Here is a 270-nt window from a genome sequence, read left to right as displayed (position 1 = left end):
ATTACGCCCGAACCGGGCTTCCGCCGTCTCAACGACCGTATTCTTCGACGTTGGCAGGCCGGTGTCGATCAGTACCCAGTCATTACCTTTTGAAGGGTCGCCGTAGAAGATCACATTGACGATCGACATCAGGCGATATGCCAGATCAGGTGCGAAGGCCCGTGCTCCGGACGCGCTTTCCGCAGTCGGCGCAATATCGTCGGTCTCAAGTGAAAGCTGAACAACCATCAAATTCTCCCTCATGAGCGCAACGAACTTCGCGATGAGGCC

The 270-nt window shown here is 55.9% G+C and carries 1 protein-coding gene; it reads right to left on the bottom strand.

Annotation, left to right across the window (positions count from 1 at the left end; genetic code table 11):
• Window positions 1-228, bottom strand: a 228-nt coding sequence (locus tag SB659_RS19600; protein ID WP_410551615.1) for a hypothetical protein, incomplete at its 3' end; no start/stop codon positions are given.
• Between the last annotated feature and the right edge of the window lie 42 nt (window positions 229-270).

The organism is Arthrobacter sp. SIMBA_036 (assembly GCF_046535135.1).
Taxonomy (GTDB): domain Bacteria; phylum Actinomycetota; class Actinomycetes; order Actinomycetales; family Micrococcaceae; genus Arthrobacter.
This window is presented reverse-complemented; position numbering and strand designations above follow the sequence as displayed.